This is a genomic window from Polynucleobacter paludilacus (assembly GCF_018687595.1).
In the GTDB taxonomy this organism is placed as follows: Bacteria; Pseudomonadota; Gammaproteobacteria; order Burkholderiales; family Burkholderiaceae; genus Polynucleobacter; species Polynucleobacter paludilacus.
This window is the reverse complement of the sequence record NZ_CP061298.1, coordinates 209,335-229,646: the sequence shown is the minus strand read 5'-3', so window position 1 is coordinate 229,646 and position 20,312 is coordinate 209,335. Positions and strand designations below refer to the sequence as shown.

Here is a 20,312-nt window from a genome sequence, read left to right as displayed (position 1 = left end):
TAATCTTAAGTGCGAATTTCACCGTGACCCATCACGATGTACTTCAATGAAGTTAAGCCCTCTAAGCCAACTGGGCCGCGGGCATGCAACTTATCGTTTGATATTCCGATTTCAGCACCTAGACCATATTCAAAGCCATCGGCAAAACGAGTACTGGCATTGACCATCACGCTTGCACTATCCACTTCCCGCAAGAAGCGATTGGCATGAGCTTGATTATTTGTAATGATGGCATCAGTATGCTTGCTGCCATAACGCTCGATATGACTCATAGCCTCATCAAGATTTGCGACCGTTTTAATCGATAAGATAGGCGCCAGATACTCCGTTGACCAATCTTCCTCTTGAGCATCTACCAAGCCTTTAAAGCCTGCAGACTCCAGCGTCTTACGGGTAGTGGCATCTACACGCAACTCTATGCCCTTATCTTGGTAAATCTTGCAAAGGGTGGGCAAAACTTGGGAAGCAACACTCTGATTAACCAATAAAGTTTCCATGGCATTACATGGCGCATAGCGCTGCGTTTTAGCGTTATCGCAAACCTTCACAGCCATTGCTAAATCAGCGTCAGCATCAATATAGGTATGACAAATACCATCCAAGTGCTTAATCATGGGCACTCGCGCTTCTGACATTAAACGCGCAATCAAACTCTTACCACCCCGAGGTACGATGACATCGATATATGCAGTCATGGTGATCATTTCACCAACCGCAGCTCGGTCTACCGTCTCGACCACCTGCACAGCATCTTGAGGCAAACCAGCGGCACTTAAGCCGGTTTGGATCATTTTTGCCAAAAGGGTATTCGAGTGAAGTGCCTCGGAACCGCCACGTAATATCACCGCATTACCAGATTTGAGACAAAGAGCGGCAGCATCAATTGTGACATTTGGACGCGATTCATAGATGATGCCAATCACTCCTAATGGCACGCGCATTTGTGAGATCTCGATTCCAGAGGACTGCTTTTTTGCTGCGCTCAACTGACCAATCGGATCTGCAAGCGAAACAATTTGTTCTAACCCTAAAGCCATACTTTCAATCGTTTTGGACGTCATAGTTAAACGATCGATAAAGGCGGCATCCTGACCATTTTCTTTTGCTTGTTCAACGTCAAGCAAATTGACGCGCATAATTTCAGCAGCGTTCTCGCGTATGACCTTAGCAATCTGAGTAAGGGCTTGGTTTTTTTGTTCGCTTGATGCACGCGCCATTGCTCTCGATGCTACTCGAGCTCTTTGACCCATTTCTTGCATCATCTGCTTAATAGAAGTACTCATATATTTTCTTAACGCAATAAATTACCGACTAAACGCAAACCATCCCAAGGATCCCCCGGAAGTTCGGCAGCATGCAATCCCTTTGACTGACGATCTAAGCCAGCCGCGACCTGAATAGCCTGACGTATTCGGGAAGCCTGAACCCGCTTTAATGCGGCAAGATAGAGTCTTTCTTTATTGCCCCAAACCCGATTAGCCCGCAATAATTGCTGAACAGACTCACCAGCATCACTTGCTGCCTTTAGCTTAGATATTAGCCGAAGCTCTTCGGTTACGCTCCAGAGAATCAGCACTAAAGGCTCACCCTCACCCTTGAGACCGTCCAGCATCCGATTGATCCGGGGCAGATCTCCCGCCAGCATCGCCTCGCTGAGCTCAAATACGTTGTATCGAGCGACCTTCAAAATCGCTGAACGAATTTGCTCCTCTAATAGCTGGCCTGCAGGATACAGAAGCCCTAGTTTCTGAATTTCTTGATGGGCAGCAATCAAGTTACCTTCAACCTGCTCCGCAATAAATTCCAGGGCGCGCTGACCTTCAGGCCCGCTTTGAACGGTTTGTCCCTGTTTTTGCAGGCGTCCTGCAATCCAATGGGGTAAGTGACTACGATCTAGAGAGTCGATTTGAATCGCCATACCTGCTTCGTCGAGACTACCGAACCATGGTGAAGATTTAGTCTTCATATCCAGTCTAGGCAAAACAATACACACAATTGTCTCTGGACCGTCTGGATTCGTTTGAGAGGCGACTTGTGCAGCAAATTGTTTCAGTGCGTCTGCGCCATCCCGACCAGGCTTGCCTGTCGGCATCCGCAATTCGATCCAGCGCCGATCACCAAATAAGGACATTGTTTGCCCTGCATTGAGTAGTGCACTCCAATCAAAACCACGCTCTTGTAACATCACCTCACGCTCGGTATACCCTAGCTGTCTTGCCTTGGAGCGCAATTGATCCATTGCTTCCATCATCAATAAGGGCTCATCGCCACTAAAAACATATAGCGGAGAAAAATGACTAGCTGCAGTTAATGACTTGAGATGAGCCTGAAAGGCATCCGTTTTAACCATGCGAGATATTCGTATGCTCTAGAAGCTTTTAGCTTGTGGGGCTTTAGCTGATGCAGCAACGCGACGCAAAATTTGAATTGCTAAATCAGACCGCATGACACCGAGAAATTGCTGCTTTTGAGCGTCCACCGCCAAAACGGTTGACACCGAGAAGTCCAAGTCTCGTGTCACATAAATTTCTGAATCGGGAACGATTTCACCACCGGCTGTATCGTAGGCCCTAAAGCCTGCTCGAATATTCAGGCGATAGGCGGAAACTTGGCCGTTCGAGTTGTAAGCCAAAATTTCTTCACCTGAAGTATCGTTAATAATCTCCAGAATCAGATCGGCATCCTTAGGGTTGATCGCCACCTTGGCATCCGTTCCCGTCAGAATCACTCTTTGCAAATCTGCACGCAATGGTGGGGATGGATTACCAGTAATAGCAATAACCTTATATGGGATTGCGACCATCCCCCGCATGCGATAACCACAGCCTGCAAGAGAAAGGATTGGCCAGGCTCCAAACAAAGCAAGTAAAGACCTTCTTTGGGGACTAAGCAATGCGATTTCAAGTTGTGGCTTGCTGGTTCTCTTCATTTGCCCGGTATTTCAATTTAATAAGTTTGTTAAGCCACAATATTAACGAGGCGGCCAGGAACCACAATCACTTTTTTAGGAATTGCCCCATCCAGTGCTTTAATGGCTGGTGTGCTCTGCAAAGCTAGAGACTCGATTTGCTCTTTAGTGGCCTCTGCTGGCACCCGAATCTCGCCCCTGAGCTTGCCGTTGATTTGCAGCATGAGATTGATTTCTGTCTGAATGAGGGCGCTCTCATCTACCACTGGCCATGGTGCATCCAATAGGGGCCCAAAAGCAGGGGTATATCCCAAGTCCTGCCATAGAACATGAGTCATATGAGGTACAACGGGATAAAGAATGCGCAACAAGATACTGATGCATTCAGCCAATACAGGGGTACCGATGGTGCATGCCTCGTTCAGCTTAAATGGCTCAAGCAAGTTCAGCATTTTCATGGCCGCAGAAACCACCGTATTGTATTGGCGACGTTGATAGTCGAAATTTGCTTGCTTCAAAATGTGATGTACCTCACGGCGCAATTCTTTTTCTGCATCCGTGAGCTTAGCGGGGACGGCTAGATCTGTCTTACTCAATGCGCTAATGATCGGCGCTTGACTGCTTGCATAAAGCCAAACACGCCGTAAGAAACGCGATGCGCCATCAACACCCGCAGCGGACCATTCCAATTGCTGCTCAGGAGGCGCAGCGAACATCGTAAATAAACGAGCGGTATCCGCACCATATTCATCAATCAGTGACTGTGGATCAACGCCATTATTTTTACTCTTCGACATCTTCTCAACACCGCCAATCATGACTTGTGTTGAAGGATCTCCTTTTAACTTGGCACCCAGCGGACGACCCTTGTCATCCAGCTCTAACTCGACATCTAAAGGATTGAGCCAAGTCTTCTTGCCTGATGCGTCTTCAGAGTAATAGGTTTCATTCAGAACCATACCCTGCGTTAATAAATTTTGAAAAGGTTCTTTAAAAGAAATGAGGCCTAAGTCAAACATGACCTTAGTCCAAAAACGCGCATACAGTAAATGCAAAATAGCGTGCTCAATACCACCGATGTATTGATCCATCGGCATCCAGTATTCATTTCGGGCGTCGACCATGGAATCTGCGTCCGGGTTCGCATAGCGCATGAAATACCAAGACGAATCAACGAAGGTATCCATAGTGTCAGTTTCCCGCTTGGCAGGCTTACCGCATTTGGGACACTTCACATTGATGAAGTCAGCACGCTTATTGAGTGGATTGCCGCTACCGTCTGGAACGCAGTCCTCTGGCAATACTACCGGCAGATCTGCTTCAGGCACTGGAACCGCACCGCAACCAGGGTGCTGCTCATCACCACAGTGAATAATCGGAATGGGCGTGCCCCAATAACGCTGTCGAGAGATACCCCAATCGCGCAAACGATAAGTCGTTTTAATTTCTCCAACGCCGAGCTGAGCTAAATCATCAGCAACCGCCTTGAAGGCCTCATCATGAGACATCCCATCGTAGCGACCGCTATTAAGGCATTCAACTGAGTCCTTCTGTGCATACCAGTCCTGCCAATGCGTAGCATTAAACATGGATGAAGCACCCTTTTGGGCGATCACTTGCTTGATTGGCAACTCGTATTTCAGAGCAAAAGCAAAGTCACGCTCATCATGTGCCGGCACACCCATCACGGCACCATCGCCATAGGACATCAAAACATAATTACCCACCCAAACAGGAATAGGCTCATGTGTGAAAGGATGTGTCACAAATAGGCCCGTAAACATCCCTTCTTTTTCTTGGGTGGCGAGATCAGCTTCAATCACGCTACCCTTCTTGCATTTCTCAATAAAACTGGTCAGCTCTGGATTACTTATGGCAGCCTTAGTTGCCAATGGATGCTCGGCAGCTACTGCACAGAAAGTGACGCCCATAATCGTATCTGGGCGAGTAGTGAAAACATACAAGCGACCATCCTGAATGAACTGGCCATCATGTCCTTTGATCTCATGCTTAAAGGAGAAGCGAACGCCTTTGCTTTTACCAATCCAATTTTGCTGCATGGTCTTGACGCGCTCCGGCCAACCTAAATCTTCCAGGCCATCCAAGAGAGATTCTGCATAAGCAGTAATGTTGAAGTAGTAGCCAGGGATTTCGCGTTTCTCGACTAAAGCACCAGAACGCCAGCCGCGCCCATCGATCACTTGTTCATTGGCTAAGACCGTTTGATCAATTGGATCCCAGTTCACTACTTGAGTTTTGCGATAAGCGATCCCTTTTTCTAACATCTTTAAAAAGAGCCACTGATTCCAGCGGTAGTAATCGGGACTGCAGGTAGCTACCTCTCTAGACCAGTCAATTGCAAGACCCATTGCAGCCATTTGCTTCTTCATATAAGCAATGTTGTCGTAGGTCCATTTTGCAGGAGGCACTTTATTCTGAATCGCTGCATTCTCGGCAGGCATACCAAATGCATCCCAGCCCATGGGCATCAAAACGTTATAGCCCTGCATTCGCAGCTGACGTGCCATCACATCATTGATGGTGTAGTTGCGCACGTGACCCATATGCAACTTGCCCGAAGGATAGGGCAACATGGAACAAGCGTAGTACTTCGGCTTTAGATTTCCTGTTGAGTCTTTGGCATCTTCAGTGACGCGATAAACCTGTGCTGACTCCCAGTCAGCTCGTGCTGCCGCTTCTATTTTGCGGTAGTCATAATCCTTACTCATTCAGTACAACTCTTTTCTTCTAGTTTTAATTACGCAAGCCCAATACATCCTGCATATCGAATAAGCCGGTTTGTTGTTTTTGCAGAAAACGTGCAGCCCGCAAAGAGCCTTGAGCGTAAGACTGACGACTGGACGATTTGTGACTAATCTCAATTCGCTCACCTTCGCCTGCGAATAAGACCGTGTGATCCCCCACAATATCGCCACCCCGAATAGTCGCAAAGCCAATACTGCCCTGCTTGCGCTCACCAGTGTGACCTTCACGAGCATAGACCGCAACATCATCAAGCCTCTCTCCTAGAGCCTTAGCAATCACCTCGCCCATGCGCAAAGCGGTACCGGACGGAGCATCCACTTTATGGCGATGATGCGCTTCGATAACTTCAATGTCATAGCCCTCGCTCAACATTTTTGCTGCGACTTCCAATAACTTAAATGTGACATTCACGCCCACACTCATATTGGGCGCAAACACGATTGCTAAATTTTTAGAAGCGATCTTGAGGGAATCGAGCTGCTCAATATTCAAGCCGGTAGTGCCAATAATCATTTTGCTACCGGTCTTTTGCGCAACTGCCAAATGCGCCATCGTTCCTTCAGGGCGGGTGAAATCAATCAAGTATTCCGCATCGCTCAGCGCAGCAGCGATGTCTGCGGTGATCGTGACTCCTGTTTTCTTACCTAAAAATGCACCGGCATCCTCGCCGACCTGGGTAGAGCCAGTATGCTCAAGGGCTCCAACCAGTTGCGCGTCAGGCGTGTTGAGCACTGCCTCGATGAGCATCTTTCCCATCCGACCAGTAGCGCCGGCAATTGCAATTTTCATCGTCATCTCTTTGTCTACTACTTAGTGGTAGTTGTATTGTTATCGCTCGTTGTTGTAGCGCTAGCAGGAGCGGCTGAGCTTGTCGACACGGCTTCTGTTTTGCTAGGAACTAATAATTCAGGCTGTTGCAAAGGAGGGGTCACTGGACCTTTGCCAGTACCTGTAATTCTTTGCCAAAAGCTGCGTTTGACTTTAGAGTAACCATCAATCTCAGCCACCAATTCCACCTCAGTTGGCAGTGCGTCGCCATCAAATTTCACGACCTTGTTTCCATCAAAAAATATCGTGACACGACGATCTTTTGCGATCTTCTGACCATCACGCTTAAATTCAAACACGTAGTCCCAACGGTTGGCGTGAAAGTAGTCTGCAAGCAAAGGGGTTCCCATGATTTGGCGAACCTGTTCACGGGACATCCCTAATTCCAACTTGGAGTACTGTTCGCTGGATATAAAGTTTCCCTGAACCACGTCAGGAACATAGGGTTGAAAAATCTTATTAGCCCAAACACGCTGAGTGTCATCTACCGCGGTAGAGCAAGCACTCATGCCAAGCACTCCCAGCAAAAGCCCAAGAAAGCCAATTAGACGTAAAGGTGCATAAAAACCTTCGGCAGAGGGTTTTAAAAAACGACTAAAAAGTTGAGAGCAATTTTGCATAGCTGGCCGTATCATTAAGACATTGATTTTAGCTCCCAAAGCCATGGCCACGAACCAAAACCCTACTACTGCAGATTTACGCGATATTGGCCTCAAAGCCACTGGTCCAAGAATGAAAATCTTGGATTTTTTCCATCAAAATGCGGGCACCCACTTCAGTGCTGAGGATGTCCACGTTGCCTTGGCAAAAGATGACCATGAAATTGGTTTAGCCACCGTTTATCGGGTACTGACCCAGTTTGAGCAAGCTGGGTTGCTCCTGAGGAGCCATTTTGAGTCCAGCAAAGGTGATGGTAGGGCAATTTATGAGCTCAATGAAGGACAGCACCATGATCACCTGGTTTGCCTTGACTGCGGCCACGTAGAAGAATTCGTCGATGAGGCGATTGAAAAAAGACAAAAGGATATTGCCAAAAATCTGGGCTTCACGCTTCAGGAGCACGCTCTAGCAATGTATGGGCACTGCCTCAAAAGAAACTGTAGAAATAAGCAGAAACAATAAAAAAGGCCTCAATTTGAGGTCTTTTTCACATAAAACAGGCACTTTTTAGCCTTTTTAAGCCATGGAACTCATTTGACTGCCATCAAGGCTTCGGCGGCGTTGAGCATCTGTACTGAATAACCCCATTCATTGTCGTACCAAGCCAAGACTTTCACTAACTTACCGTCAGCAGAAACTCGGGTCTGTGAAGCGTCATAAATGCTGGGACGGGGGTCATGATTGAAGTCGATCGATACCAAAGGCAAGGTATTGAATCCCAAAATGCCTTTTAATTCGCCCTCACTCGCAGCCTTCAAGATCGTATTCACTTCATCCACACTGGTTGCACGACTCGCTGCAAAAGTGAGATCGACCACTGACACATTGATCACTGGGACACGCATCGCAAATCCATCAAAACGTCCAGCCAATGCAGGCAGTACCAAACCTACTGCTTTGGCAGCGCCGGTCTTGGTTGGAATCATGCTACTGACTGCAGAGCGTGCTCGACGCATATCCTTGTGATACACATCGGTGAGCACTTGATCATTCGTAAAGGCATGAATCGTGGTCATCAAACCAGATTCAATACCAATTTTTTCGAGCAAAGGTTTGACTAATGGCGCCAAGCAATTTGTAGTGCAACTCGCATTTGAAACAACAATATCACTTGGCTTCAATACATTTTGATTCACGCCATAGACAATCGTCGCATCAACATCCTTTTCGCCTGGAGCAGAAATCAACACCTTCTTAGCGCCCTGCTGAATATGTACCATCGCTTTTTCTTTGGAGGTGAACTTGCCAGAGCATTCCAACACCAAATCAACGCCCAACTCGCCCCAAGGGGTTTCCAATGGGTTGCGGGTCGAAAACATCTTGATGCGATCACCATTCACCACCATGCAATCGCCGTCTACTTTCACCTCACCAGGAAAGCGTCCATGGGCAGAATCATATTGCGTGAGATGGGCATTGATATCAATATCGCCCATCGCATTGATCGCTACAATTTTGATATCACGCCTTGGCTTACCGTTGGCTTGATCCTCATAAAGGGCACGTAAAACCATGCGCCCAATTCTTCCATAACCATTAATTGCAACACGAATCGTCATCTTCTTTTCCTTGCTAATCTTAAATCTATTCGTTAATCAGAACTTATTGCTGACTAATGACTTGTCGAACTGTTTTTGAAATCTGGTCGACAGTTAAACCAAAGTATTCATACAGTTGTGTAGCAGGTGCAGACTCACCAAAGGTATCCACACCATGGACTGCTGCGCAAGCATACTTCCACCAAAAATCACTGACGCCTGCCTCAACTGCAATGCGAGGTATACCAGCCGGTAAGACGCTCGCTTTGTATGCAGGATCTTGCTGATCAAATACGGTAGTAGATGGTATCGAGACAACCCGAATCGCAATACCCTCTTCCTCTAAACGTTCTGCAGTTTGTAATGCCAATCCCACTTCAGAGCCCGTCGCCATGATCACCGCAGCCGGTGTAGATTTGGAATCACGCAAGACGTAGCCGCCCCGCGCAATATCTTTAATTTGCTGCGCACTGCGAGCTACGAAGGGGCAGTTTTGCCGACTGAAAATTAAGGCACTTGGCCCATGCTTACGCTCTACTGCAGAGGCCCAAGCCACGGCTGTTTCAGAGGTATCGCAAGGACGCCAAACCATGAGATTCGGAATTAAACGCAAGCTGGCAACATGCTCAACGGATTGATGTGTCGGACCGTCTTCTCCCAAGCCAATAGAGTCATGGGTGAAAACAAAGATACTCCGCAACTTCATCAACGCTGCCATTCGGATGGCGTTACGACTGTAGTCTGAGAAAGTTAAAAAGGTACCACCAAAAGGGATGTAGCCACCATGCAGAGCAATGCCATTCATGATGGCGCTCATACCGAATTCGCGAACACCGTAATTAATGTGATTACCCCATTGATTCGCTCGAACGGGTTTACAAGCGCTCCAATTGGTTAAGTTGGATCCAGTGAGATCAGCAGAGCCGCCCATGAATTCTGGAAGTGCGGGAGCTAAAGCCTCGATCGCATTTTGACTTGCCTTACGAGTCGCAATTGTTTCTGCCTTGCTTTGGCAACGCTCTAAATATTCTTTAACTGTCTTACTAAAATCTTTTGATAAATCCCCCTGCATACGACGCTGCAATTCAGAAGCAAGCTCAGGATATTTTATTTTGTAGGACTGAAAATCTTTATTCCATTCATGCTCTACCGCTTGACCACGCTTTTTAAAATCCCAGGCTTGATAAATATCTTGCGGAATTTCAAAGGGCGCATAAGGCCAGTTGAGAGCCACACGGGTAGCGGCAATTTCGTCTGCGCCCAATGGGGAGCCATGCACCTTATCGCTGCCAGCCATATTAGGCGCACCCTGACCAATCGCAGTCTTACAGCATATTAAGGAGGGTTTGTCGCTCTTCTTCGCCTGTGCAATTGCCGCAGATACTGCTTCAGCATCATGACCATTCACATTGCGAATCACATTCCAGCCGTAGGCTTCAAAACGCTTAGGCGTATCTTCATTGAACCAAGACACGACCTTGCCATCAATTGAGATACCGTTGTCATCCCATAAGGCAATGAGTTTATTTAACTTGAGAGTACCTGCCAATGAACAGACTTCATGACTAATACCTTCCATCAAACAACCATCACCTAAAAATACGTAGGTGAAGTGATTGACGATTTCGTGACCAGGGCGATTAAATTCTTCTGCTAATAATTTTTCAGCAAGCGCCATGCCAACCGCATTAGAGATGCCTTGACCCAATGGACCTGTCGTGGTCTCCACCCCGGGGGTGATTCCATACTCAGGATGTCCGGGAGTTTTGCTATGCAATTGACGGAAATTTTTTAGCTCGCCAATTGGTAAGTCGTAGCCGGTGAGATGCAACAAAGAGTAGAGCAGCATCGAACCATGGCCATTGGATAAAACAAAGCGATCGCGATTCATCCAATGTGGATCAGTTGGATTGTGTTGCAAATGATCGTTCCATAAGGCAACAGCAATATCTGCCATGCCCATCGGCATACCTGGATGCCCCGAGTTTGCTTGTTGAACTGCATCCATTGAAAGAGCGCGAATGGCATTAGCCATTCGAATTTGAAGGTTTGACATCGTAAAAGGCTCTCTTGGAAAATAAATTGGCTATATTTCAGTAATGCCTCAATTTTATCTTCCCGGGCCATGGGAAACCCAAAAGCCGACTACCCTTAATCCGGAGGTGGCTCATCATCTCCGCGTCAGGCGCATTGAGCCTGGAGAGACCTTTCCCGTCTTTGATGGACAAGGCCAGGTAGCCAGCGCCAAATTGCTCTCTTTGGGCAAAAAAACGGGCGAAGTTGAATTAAGCGCTATTCGGACCGACATCCATCGAGAAACCCCTTACGCCATTACTTTGGCTCAAGCACTGGCTGGCGGCGACAAAATGGATTGGATCGTTGAAAAAGTGGTTGAAACTGGTGCCCAGAAAATCATTCCCTTGCAATGTGAGCGTTCAGTCATCAAATTAAATCGTCCGAGCGATGCGGAGCGGGCCCAGAAAAGGCTGACACATTGGCAAGGAATCATTCAAGCGGCTTGCGAACAATGCGATCGAACCGTCCTAGCTGCTTTGGAGCATATCCAAAACTTTGAGGAATTTTTGCAGAGCCCTGCTACCTCCTTAAAACTGCTTCTGAGTCCAGACGCTACCGTTAGCATAGTCTCGGTGCTGAGAAAAATGCCGCCACAAGATGTCATTTTGTTAATTGGTCCAGAGGGAGGGCATTCACCTGAAGAAGAAGCGCTAGCGCAGGCTGCGGGCTATCAAAAGGTTTCTTTGGGAGAGCGGGTTCTGAGAACAGAAACGGCCGGAATCGTTGCGATTACGGCCGTCAATACTGTCTGGAGCCTAGGCTCCTAAAGGCTTAAGCGAAAGAGTAGAACACTCGATATGGGATGCGACGCTCTGACCAGAAGTCAACAGCATCACGGAATACATCAAGCAAAGTCTCGCGGGCTTCTTTGTCAAATTTCTGAGTACAAGGCAAGCCTTCCAATACTACTACGAAACCAGGCTGAGGACCCGCCTTATCGACCATCGTTGTCAAAGAATCTAACAATGGATCGAAATTTTTAGCCTGTTGTTTAGTAAACATATACGCATTAGCAATGGCTTCTAAAACCTCGCCCTTAGTCATCGCGTTTGCGCAATTTGCATAAATGAAATGTTGACCAAGTTCACTAGCGGCCTCAGCCAAATCTGGCGTACGGAACGCGCGGATGGACTGAACAATATTAGTGCGCACGCTACGTAACATTGCAGGCGGTCCAGCATCGCGGACTGCTAAAGCAGCACGCCACGAAGCGGTCACTTTTTTTCCGGTAGCTTGGTTAGCTGCAAAATTTTGCAAACGGGATAAACCGCCTTGGGCATAAACGTTGGCTGCTGAAGATTCGGTCTCAAGACGATCTGAGCTATCCCAACTTTCAGCCCGACTATGTTCATCCCAGACTGCTGAGCTGGTGTTTTCAGGTTGATTATTCATGATGGATGCTAGGTTACCCCGATCACGTCATCAAATCAAGCCCGAATTATGTGCTTATTATATAAGTCATTGATTTATATAATATTAATATATGTAAGTAAATACTAACTTACATATATTAATCCCGTTTAGGAAAGCCCGCGTGCGTTGCTAGCAGCCTCTACAACAGTCAAAGCGGTCACATTCACAATCCTGCGGACTGTGGCAGCCGGGGTCAAGATATGAATCGGCTTAGCCACCCCTAAAAGCAGAGGTCCAATGGAAACACCATTACCAGCCGCAGTCTTTAACAAGTTGTATGAAATGTTGGCAGCATCAATATTGGGAAGGACCAATAGATTCGCGTCACCTTTGAGCGGTGATGAGGTTACCGCACTAGAACGAATGGACTCATCTAAAGCGCTATCCCCATGCATCTCTCCATCCACTTCAAGAGTAGGATCAGACTTCTGAATTAAGGCCAAGACTTCACGCATCTTGACTGCTGAAGGCGCATTACTAGAGCCAAAGTTCGAATGCGACAACAGGGCAACTTTAGGCGCAATTCCAAGCTTGCGCATTTCACTTGCAGCCATCAAGGTAATTTCAGCCAACTCTGCGGCACTCGGATCAAGATTAATGTGGGTATCGACCAAGAAGACTTGGCGACCAGGCAAAACCAATCCAGACATTGCGCCATAGACAGTCGCACCAGCTTCGTGACCAATTACTTCATCGATGTACTTGAGGTGCGTTGCCGAATTACCAACCGTGCCACAAATCATCCCATCAGCCATACCTTTACTGATCAGGATCGAGCCAATTAATGTATGACGGCGACGCATCTCGAGCTTGGCAAAGGTTTGTGTGACACCTTTGCGTTCGGTAAGCGCAAGATAGGTCTGCCAGAAATCTCTAAAGCGAGCATCACTTTCAGGATTCACAATCTCAAAGTCAACGCCCGGTTTCATGCGCAGGCCAAATTTATCAATCCGATACTCAATCACCTCAGGGCGACCAATCAAAATTGGTACTGCTAAATTCTCATCCAGCGCAATTTGAACTGCGCGTAACACACGCTCATCCTCACCTTCGGCATAGACAATGCGTTTTTGATTTGCAGGAACCCGTTTAGCAATATTGAATAAGGGTTTCATCAAAGTACCAGAGTGGTACACAAATTGCTGCAACTGATTGCGATAAGCGTCGAAGTCTTTAATTGGACGAAGTGCAACGCCATCATCCATAGCCGCTTTAGCTACTGCTGGTGCAATTGCCGTAATTAAGCGGGGATCGAATGGCTTCGGAATCAAATAATCAGGGCCAAAGGATAAGTTGTCATTACCGTAAACCGATGTGACTACTTCGCTCTGCTCTGCCTGTGCCAACTCAGCGACAGCCTTGACTGCAGCCACTTCCATGCCGCGGGTAATCGTCGTGGCGCCAACGTCTAGAGCCCCACGGAAAATAAATGGGAAACACAGAACGTTGTTTACTTGATTGGGATAATCGGTACGTCCTGTTGCCATGACAGCATCTGGACGGACTGCCTTGACTTCCTCAGGTAAGATTTCTGGAGTGGGGTTAGCAAGCGCATAAATTAATGGCTTATCAGCCATTTTCTTGACCATGTCTTGCTTTAGTACGCCGCCAGCAGATAAGCCCAAGAAAATATCCGCACCCTCGATCACTTCCGCCAATGTTCTTAATTTAGTGTCTTGGCAGAATGGCTCTTTCTCGGGATCCATTAACTCCTTGCGGCCTTTGTAAGCCACACCCGCTAAATCGGTTACCCATATATTTTCACGAGCAATTCCTAAATCTACCAGCAAGTCTAAACAAGCCAAAGCTGCCGCTCCAGCTCCAGAAGTTACCAGCTTGACCTTACCAAGCTCTTTGCCGACTACCTTAAGGCCATTAATAATCGCCGCAGCGACCACAATTGCAGTGCCATGCTGGTCATCATGAAAGACGGGGATCTTCATGCGCGCCTGAAGTTTGCGTTCAACCACGAAACAATCAGGCGCCTTGATATCCTCAAGATTAATGCCGCCGAAGGTAGGCTCGAGTGCTGCAATGATCTCCACTAATTTATCGGGATCGTTTTCATTAACTTCGATATCGAAAACATCAATGCCTGCAAATTTTTTAAAGAGGACAGACTTCCCTTCCATTACCGGTTTACTTGCAAGCGGTCCAATATTGCCTAATCCTAAGACTGCGGTGCCGTTGGTGATGACGCCTACCAAGTTACCGCGAGCGGTATAACGAAATGCATTTGCGGGGTCTTTAGCAATCTCCTCACAGGCAGCGGCAACACCCGGGGTGTAGGCTAGCGCTAGATCGCGTTGATTGGTGAGCTGTTTAGTGGGGGCAATTTCAATCTTGCCGGGCACTGGAAACTCGTGATAGTGAAGGGCTGCTTCTCTTAGGGATGCAATTTGTTGCTCTTTGGTATCGCCAGATGAACTCATGAAATTACTCGTCAATAAAACAGAATGAAGACTGTAATTCTATTCCTCCTAGATGACTTACTTCCAAGCACCCTAAAATGAGGGCATGACTTCTCCTTCCAGTAAGCCAATTTCTGAATTTGAGCTGATTGAGGCATTTTTTAAATCCAAGGCAAAAGCCATGGGTTTTTCAGATGACTCAGGGATTGTGATGGGCATTGGGGATGATTGCGCGTTAGTAGCTACCAAAACCCATGAAGAACTGACAGTGACCAGCGATATGCTAGTTGAAGGTCGGCACTTTTTTAGCGATGCCAACCCCGAATGGCTGGGCTACAAAGCCCTTGCAGTCAACCTCTCAGACCTCGCAGCGATGGGTGCTAAGCCCTTAGGCTTTACGCTTGCGCTGGCCCTCCCTCAAGCCGATAGCCTCTGGCTGGAATCCTTTAGTAATGGCCTATTTCAAGCGGCCAAGGAATTTTCTTGCCCTTTAATTGGTGGAGACACCTGCAAGGGACCACTGAATATTTGTATTAGCGCCCTAGGCACTGTTGCAAAGGGGGCTGCCATTAAACGCTCAGGAGCTAAGCCCGGTGATCAGATTTGGGTCTCAGGCTCCTTAGGTGATGCAAGACTCACACTTGCTGCACTGCGTCATGAAATTGATTTGCCTGCCGATCAACTCAAAATGATTGAGGCTCGTCTACATCAACCCACCCCTAGAGTGGCATTGGGAATCGCGTTACAGAATTTTGCTAGTGCAGCCCTAGACATCTCAGACGGCCTTCTGGGCGACCTACAACACATTCTGGATGCTTCTCATGTGGATGCCAATGTTTTCTTGGAAAACTTACCCAAATCCAGAATACTTCTACAACAGAGTCAAGCATTACAGGATCAATGCGCAGCCAATGGTGGCGATGATTATGAAATCTGCTTTACTGCCGCCGCCGAAAATACCTCAGCAATTGAAGCGCTAAGTAAAGAACTGTCCCTAGCACTAACTCGCATTGGAGAAATCCACACTCCCGCATCTACCGAAGCGAAGATCACCTTGATTGGTCGGGATGGTCAACAATGGAGTGCCGAAGCTGGGGCAAAATTAATGCAATCATTTGATCACTTCGCATGAAGCTCCCCATCAAACTTCCCAGCAACTCACCCTCCTTTAAGTGGGTATTTCAAACTGCGGGTCGCACACTCGCATTTGGTTTTGGCAGCGGTCTCAGCCCCATCGCACCGGGCACCGCAGGCACGCTGTGGGCATGGGGGGCCTTCTACCTTGGGCAATCTATTTTTTCTTCAGAAGATTGGCTTTGGGTCATCGCTTTGAGCTTTGTACTGGGCTGCTCGGTCTGCGGTCAAGTTAGCGAAGAGTTGGGCAAAAAAGATTTCGGCGGTATTGTTTGGGATGAGATTGTGGCCTTCTGGCTAGTGCTAGTCATCATCATGCCAACCGCAATTTGGCTGCAAGCGATTGCATTTATTCTCTTTCGGTTTTTTGATGCCATCAAGCCTGGTCCGATCGGGATGATCGATCGTTACTTCAAAGCTTCTGAAGATGCTCAATCGGCCAGTACCTACTCGCTGAAAGCCAATCTATGGCAGGGCTTTGGCATCATGATTGACGATCTCGCTGCTGCTTTTTTTACGCTTCTCGTGATCGCACTTGGACAATCTTTACTCAAATAATATGAATTCATCATCCAGCTTGGCAAAAGCGTTATCCATCGTCCTGATCCAAAAATCGTGGAAGATTGCGCTTGCAGAATCCTGTACTGGCGGCCTCGTTTGTGCCACGCTAACCGAGCTAGCTGGATCAAGCGATTGGTTTGAGAGAGGCTACATCACCTATAGCAATGTAGCTAAAGCAGAGTGTCTTGGGGTGCCTCCTGAAACGATTGAATCATTTGGGGCAGTGAGTGAGCCAGTGGCTAAAGCGATGGCTGAAGGTGCCCGAAGAAATGCAGCAGTCAATGTGGGCGTTGCCATCACCGGCATCGCGGGTCCTACGGGTGGATCACCACAGAAGCCAGTTGGAACGGTCTGCTTTGCCTGGTCGGTGATGGAGTCGACAGTTTGCAAAACCCAATTATTTACTGGCGATCGACAAGCGATTCGAGAGCAGGCTTGTGCTTACGCTTTAACAGAACTGCTGACGCTGCTGAAATAATTACTTCATCCAACCTTTGTGGTGGAAATACCATAAAGGAATAATGGCTGATACCACCATTAAGCCCAATGCGGCTGGGTATCCCAAAAAGAGATCCAACTCAGGCATGTACTTGTAGTTCATACCCCAAATACTGGCTAACAGGGTTGGCGGCATTAAGGCAACCGATACCACGGAGAAGATCTTAATGATCTTACTTTGGTTCAAGTTAATGAAACCTACCGTCGCATCCATCAAAAAGTTAATCTTATCGAAGAGGAAAGCAGTATGGTTTTCAAGAGAGTCAATGTCACGCAGAATTTGGCGCGCTTCTTCTTGCTGCTCATCTGAGAGTAGTTTGCTGCGCATTAAAAAAGAAAGTGCACGGCGGGTATCCATCACATTGCGACGAATATGGCCGTTGGTATCTTCTTCCTTAGCGATTGTCTCTAACACTTCAGCTGCGGTGGCATCGTTGATGTCATCCGATAACACTTGGTGTCCTGCACGCTCAAGGTTCTCGTAGACTTCTTCCAAAGCATCAGCAGAATACTCAGCATCGGTTGAATATAAATCCAGCAAAACATCTTTGGCGTTACTGACGGATCCCGGACGCAAACGCGCGCGCAAACGGACCAATCTAAAGACCGGCAAATCTTCGTCATGAATCGAAAATAAAACTTGCTTAGTTAGGACAAAAGCGACCCGAATGTTGCGGGAGACTTCTTCTTCATCCAATAAGAAATCAGTACGAATGTGTAGATGACCATCATCCGCCTCAAAATAGCGAGCGGACGCCTCTAAGTCGCCCAAATCATCCAATTCTGGGAGCAAGACACCAAAGGCCTCTTTAATCCAGAGGAGCTCCTCTTCTTCTGGATCAACTACGTCAATCCAAATGGGGTTGGTATATTGCAATAATTCATTGCGATCTTCGACTTGCTCTTGAGAGAGGCGGCCATTTTGCAGGACGAACAAGTTGATCATGGTGAACTCCTAAGGAATGTACGCTAGTTTATCCTATAGCTCATGACAGTTTCGATAAATGAAGGCTGAAGCCGATGAATACCAAGTCCCCTAGCTTTACCCAGCAACTCCAAGCTGCATGGGCTTCTCAAGGCAGCATGCTGTGTGTGGGTTTTGACCCCGACCCCAAAAGAATGCCGGCCTCCTTAGCCGACAAACCTGAGCCTATTTTTGAATTCTGCAAAGCAATTGCCGATATCACTGCAGATCTCGTCTGCGCCTTCAAACCCCAAATTGCCTACTTTGCCTCGCAGGGCGCGGAGGCTCAACTCGAGAAACTCATTGCCCACCTCAAGACGCATTACCCCCATATTCCGGTCATTCTGGATGCCAAGCGGGGAGACATTGGTAGTACCGCAGAACATTACGCTCTTGAGGCATTTGAGCGCTATGGTGCAGATGCAGTGACTGTAAATCCCTATATGGGATTCGATTCAATTGAGCCCTATTTGCGTTACCCTGAGAAGGGCGTAATTGTTCTTTGTCGCACCTCCAATCCAGGGGGGTCTGATTTGCAATTTCTCCAGAATGCATCATCTGGTGAACCGCTCTATATCGAGGTAGCTAAGCTCGCTGCAAGCAAATGGAATACCTCGGGTCAAATTGGATTAGTCGTTGGCGCTACCTTCCCAGAGGAAATTGCTAAGGTCAGAAATCTAGTCGGCGATATGCCACTGCTCATTCCTGGAATTGGGGCGCAAGGTGGCGATATTGAAGCAACCGTTAAAGCCGGAAGCGTTACTCAAAAACCCGGCACTGGCATGATCATTAATTCCTCTCGAGCAATTTTGTATGCAAGTGGTGGTGAAGACTTTGCACAAGCTGCAAGAAAAGTAGCGCTGAGCACAAGGGATGCTCTAAACGCCGCTGTAGCTTGAACTAACGAGAGTGACTTTTTGGGTTTGGTGACAAGGCAACCCGATCCATATTCTCCAGAATAAATTCTTGACGAAGGGGGTAATCAATACTGCCCCTACGACAATATTGGGCCTTATCAAAACACTTTGGTGCCGGTAGCGCCGAGGCTAGGGCTGCAGACTCTTCATGAGATAAGGCTGCTGGACTAATCGCAAAATAATGTTGGCTCGCTGCCCCCACGCCAAAGACGCCCTCACCCCACTCGACGGAGTTGAGATAGATCTCAAATAATCTTTTTTTGGGAAGAATGAGCTCTAAATAAGCAGTAATGAGAAGCTCTTGACCTTTACGCAAGTAATCCTGCTCTGAGGACAGAAATAAGTTTTTAGCAAGCTGCTGGGTAATCGTTGAGCCACCTCGTAAGGCTGTCTTAGATTGTCCTTTTCGCTGCTGATTCTTTTCCCAGGCTTTTTCCATATCTTCTACACGGACACCATGGTGCTGAAAAAAGATATCGTCTTCACTGACCAGCACAGCACGTTTTAAGTTTGAGGAAATCTGCTGGTAGGGAACCCAGTCGGAATGCAATCCGCAAGACCAATGCATGCCACATAAGCGCCAGCGCTCTGCTCTCTCGAAAGCGGTATTGCTAGGATTGAACCAAGACCACAGACTGATCTGCAGAACAAAATAGAGCTGCATGACAATCAAGCCACTGAGCAAGCATTTTGCAAGATAAGCAAACCAACGCATTACTGAATCAAGAACGTAATTGAGCTAAGACTGAACGGGGTTGAATATGGGCACTCACTTCAGGTCCGCGCCAAATCTGGAATGCATCAGCAGCTTGCTCAACCAACATCCCCAAGCCATCACTCACTCGCGCACCCCGCTGCAGGGCCTGCTTCATCAATGGCGTACTCTTGCCGTACACCATGTCATAGGCAAAGCTAGCAGGTGTAAAAATATTAGCTGCAGCCTGATCGCTTAGTGGGGATTCATCTGTTAAACCCGCGGCACTGGCATTGATGACCAGATCAAATGGGGTGTCTGTAATTGCAGCGTTCTCAAGGTTATCTAAAGACCGAACTGATAAAACAACATTCAGCACTTTGGCTGTGCCTGAAAAAAGCTTACTCAAGTCTTGTGCTTTATCAAGCGAGCGATTGGTAATGACTAAAGCTTGTGGCTTTTGATCTAAGAGCGGCCCCAAGACACCGCGTGCAGCACCGCCAGCACCGACTAACAAAATGCGTGCATCCTGCAAACGAATACCCTGAGCCAATAGATCCTTGACCAAACCAGACCCATCGGTATTGTCCCCATGGATTTTCCCAGACTCAATCCACAAAGTATTTACTGCACCTGCTAACTCAGCTCTTGACGTAACAATATCTGCAAATGCTGTTGCATCTAGCTTGAAGGGAACGGTGACGTTCATGCCCTTGCCACCCGCAGCAAAAAATGCGGTTGCGGTTTGCATAAAACCATTTAAGGGCGCTGCAAGATATCCATAGTGCATTGCTTGCTGAGATTGCTGAGCGAATTGCGCATGAATCTGCGGCGACTTGCTATGTGCAATCGGATTTCCGACTACGGCATACACATCTAGGTCTGGAAAGTGACTAGGGTCGGTGTCCAAATGAATGGGGGTGTGGTTCGAGCTCATCTTAACT

Annotated in this window: 19 protein-coding genes; 6 read left to right on the top strand and 13 right to left on the bottom strand. The window is 47.6% G+C overall.

The window, feature by feature from the left end; all coding sequences use genetic code 11:
• Positions 1 to 5: 5 nt before the first annotated feature.
• Genes AOC06_RS01225 through AOC06_RS01200 form a run of 6 tightly spaced genes read right to left on the bottom strand, consistent with a single transcriptional unit; the run spans position 6 to position 7,011 of the window.
• Positions 6 to 1,283, bottom strand: a complete 1,278-nt coding sequence (locus AOC06_RS01225) for a glutamate-5-semialdehyde dehydrogenase (protein ID WP_215380587.1) — start codon at positions 1,281 to 1,283, stop codon at positions 6 to 8.
• Between the two features lie 8 nt (positions 1,284 to 1,291).
• On the bottom strand, positions 1,292 to 2,350 hold the full coding sequence (gene holA, locus AOC06_RS01220) for a DNA polymerase III subunit delta (protein ID WP_215345160.1): 1,059 nt from the start codon (positions 2,348 to 2,350) through the stop codon (positions 1,292 to 1,294).
• Between the two features lie 18 nt (positions 2,351 to 2,368).
• The gene (locus AOC06_RS01215; protein ID WP_215380584.1) at positions 2,369 to 2,929 is read right to left on the bottom strand and encodes an LPS-assembly lipoprotein LptE; all 561 of its coding nucleotides are present in this window, start codon (positions 2,927 to 2,929) and stop codon (positions 2,369 to 2,371) included.
• 29 nt (positions 2,930 to 2,958) lie between these two features.
• Positions 2,959 to 5,637, bottom strand: coding sequence for a leucine--tRNA ligase (leuS, locus tag AOC06_RS01210; protein ID WP_215380581.1), 2,679 nt, complete (start codon positions 5,635 to 5,637; stop codon positions 2,959 to 2,961).
• Positions 5,638 to 5,662: 25 nt separating this feature from the next.
• Positions 5,663 to 6,463, bottom strand: coding sequence for a 4-hydroxy-tetrahydrodipicolinate reductase (dapB, locus tag AOC06_RS01205; protein WP_215380578.1), 801 nt, complete (start codon positions 6,461 to 6,463; stop codon positions 5,663 to 5,665).
• A gap of 17 nt (positions 6,464 to 6,480) precedes the next feature.
• A complete protein-coding gene (locus tag AOC06_RS01200) occupies positions 6,481 to 7,011 on the bottom strand; it encodes an outer membrane protein assembly factor BamE (protein ID WP_255879983.1) in 531 nt (176 codons plus the stop codon).
• A 154-nt stretch (positions 7,012 to 7,165) separates the two neighbouring features.
• Here AOC06_RS01200 and fur point away from each other — a divergent pair, with 154 nt between their 5' ends.
• A complete protein-coding gene (gene fur, locus AOC06_RS01195; RefSeq protein WP_215380572.1) occupies positions 7,166 to 7,624 on the top strand; it encodes a ferric iron uptake transcriptional regulator in 459 nt (152 codons plus the stop codon).
• Between the two features lie 68 nt (positions 7,625 to 7,692).
• Here the strand turns inward: fur and gap are convergent, their stop codons facing one another.
• Both gap and tkt read right to left on the bottom strand, forming a co-directional pair.
• Positions 7,693 to 8,721 (bottom strand): type I glyceraldehyde-3-phosphate dehydrogenase, encoded by a 1,029-nt coding sequence (gap, locus tag AOC06_RS01190; protein ID WP_215336928.1) that lies wholly within the window; start codon positions 8,719 to 8,721, stop codon positions 7,693 to 7,695.
• 43 nt (positions 8,722 to 8,764) lie between these two features.
• Positions 8,765 to 10,756: a transketolase gene (gene tkt / locus AOC06_RS01185; RefSeq protein WP_255879981.1), complete on the bottom strand. Its 1,992-nt coding sequence runs from the start codon at positions 10,754 to 10,756 to the stop codon at positions 8,765 to 8,767.
• 43 nt (positions 10,757 to 10,799) lie between these two features.
• Between tkt and AOC06_RS01180 the strand changes: the two genes are divergently transcribed.
• Positions 10,800 to 11,543, top strand: a complete 744-nt coding sequence (locus AOC06_RS01180; protein ID WP_215380569.1) for a 16S rRNA (uracil(1498)-N(3))-methyltransferase — start codon at positions 10,800 to 10,802, stop codon at positions 11,541 to 11,543.
• A 4-nt stretch (positions 11,544 to 11,547) separates the two neighbouring features.
• Here AOC06_RS01180 and AOC06_RS08800 read toward each other — a convergent pair whose 3' ends face one another.
• Together AOC06_RS08800 and AOC06_RS01170 are read right to left on the bottom strand one after the other, a co-directional pair.
• Positions 11,548 to 12,168, bottom strand: coding sequence for a barstar family protein (locus tag AOC06_RS08800; RefSeq protein WP_251365357.1), 621 nt, complete (start codon positions 12,166 to 12,168; stop codon positions 11,548 to 11,550).
• Between the two features lie 128 nt (positions 12,169 to 12,296).
• Positions 12,297 to 14,621 (bottom strand): NADP-dependent malic enzyme, encoded by a 2,325-nt coding sequence (locus tag AOC06_RS01170; RefSeq protein ID WP_215380566.1) that lies wholly within the window; start codon positions 14,619 to 14,621, stop codon positions 12,297 to 12,299.
• A gap of 85 nt (positions 14,622 to 14,706) precedes the next feature.
• Here AOC06_RS01170 and thiL point away from each other — a divergent pair, with 85 nt between their 5' ends.
• The 3 genes from thiL to AOC06_RS01155 are packed head-to-tail and all read left to right on the top strand — an operon-like array spanning position 14,707 to position 16,773.
• On the top strand, positions 14,707 to 15,732 hold the full coding sequence (gene thiL, locus AOC06_RS01165; RefSeq protein WP_215380564.1) for a thiamine-phosphate kinase: 1,026 nt from the start codon (positions 14,707 to 14,709) through the stop codon (positions 15,730 to 15,732).
• Positions 15,729 to 16,292, top strand: coding sequence for a phosphatidylglycerophosphatase A family protein (locus AOC06_RS01160; protein WP_215380563.1), 564 nt, complete (start codon positions 15,729 to 15,731; stop codon positions 16,290 to 16,292). Before thiL ends, AOC06_RS01160 begins: the two co-directional genes overlap by 4 nt.
• Position 16,293: 1 nt before the next feature.
• Entirely contained in the window at positions 16,294 to 16,773 is a 480-nt protein-coding gene (locus AOC06_RS01155; RefSeq protein WP_215380561.1) for a CinA family protein, read from the top strand.
• Here the strand turns inward: AOC06_RS01155 and corA are convergent, their stop codons facing one another.
• A complete protein-coding gene (corA, locus tag AOC06_RS01150) occupies positions 16,774 to 17,739 on the bottom strand; it encodes a magnesium/cobalt transporter CorA (protein ID WP_215272068.1) in 966 nt (321 codons plus the stop codon). It lies immediately after the preceding gene.
• A 74-nt stretch (positions 17,740 to 17,813) separates the two neighbouring features.
• On the opposite strand from corA, the gene pyrF reads away from it, so the two are divergent.
• Positions 17,814 to 18,656 carry an orotidine-5'-phosphate decarboxylase gene (gene pyrF / locus AOC06_RS01145; protein ID WP_215380559.1) on the top strand — a complete coding sequence of 281 codons (843 nt, stop codon included), beginning with the start codon at positions 17,814 to 17,816 and terminating at the stop codon, positions 18,654 to 18,656.
• 1 nt (position 18,657) lies between these two features.
• On the opposite strand, the gene mtgA is transcribed toward pyrF, so the two are convergent.
• On the bottom strand, positions 18,658 to 19,389 hold the full coding sequence (gene mtgA, locus AOC06_RS01140; protein ID WP_215380557.1) for a monofunctional biosynthetic peptidoglycan transglycosylase: 732 nt from the start codon (positions 19,387 to 19,389) through the stop codon (positions 18,658 to 18,660).
• Between the two features lie 7 nt (positions 19,390 to 19,396).
• Positions 19,397 to 20,305, bottom strand: coding sequence for a shikimate dehydrogenase (gene aroE, locus AOC06_RS01135; protein WP_215380556.1), 909 nt, complete (start codon positions 20,303 to 20,305; stop codon positions 19,397 to 19,399).
• Positions 20,306 to 20,312: the final 7 nt, after the last annotated feature.